This is a genomic window from Pseudoalteromonas sp. S1609 (genome assembly GCF_005887255.1).
In the GTDB taxonomy this organism is placed as follows: Bacteria; Pseudomonadota; Gammaproteobacteria; order Enterobacterales; family Alteromonadaceae; genus Pseudoalteromonas.
The window spans coordinates 1-285 of sequence record NZ_PNDJ01000145.1 but is presented as its reverse complement, the minus strand read 5'-3'; the positions used below and the strand labels follow the sequence as shown (position 1 = coordinate 285).

General features: G+C 43.2%; 1 protein-coding gene. It reads right to left on the bottom strand.

Features of this window, described 5'->3' with window-relative positions; translation table 11 throughout:
- A partial coding sequence (locus CWB76_RS19125; protein WP_138609703.1) for a hypothetical protein occupies positions 1–285 on the bottom strand: 285 nt, incomplete at both ends.

Below are 285 nucleotides of genomic sequence, written 5' to 3'. Positions count from 1 at the left end.
TCTGGCTCTACTTCAAGTTCAAGCTCAGCTTCTGGTTCAGGTTGCTCGTCTAAGCCATCGACTGACCAATCAGGTGCTTCTACATAATCATCACTTGTTTGTTCTAACTCACTCAGTAAATCATCAACGCTATCAAGGTTTTCATCGTTGTACTCACCTAGCGCGTCTTCTGGATCGGGTAAATTAGAAGACGTATCGGTAAAATCACCTTCTGATCCAACATCAAGTTCAGGTTCTGATTTAAGCTCTGGTTCTGCTTCAAGTTCAGGCTCTGCTGCAATTTCT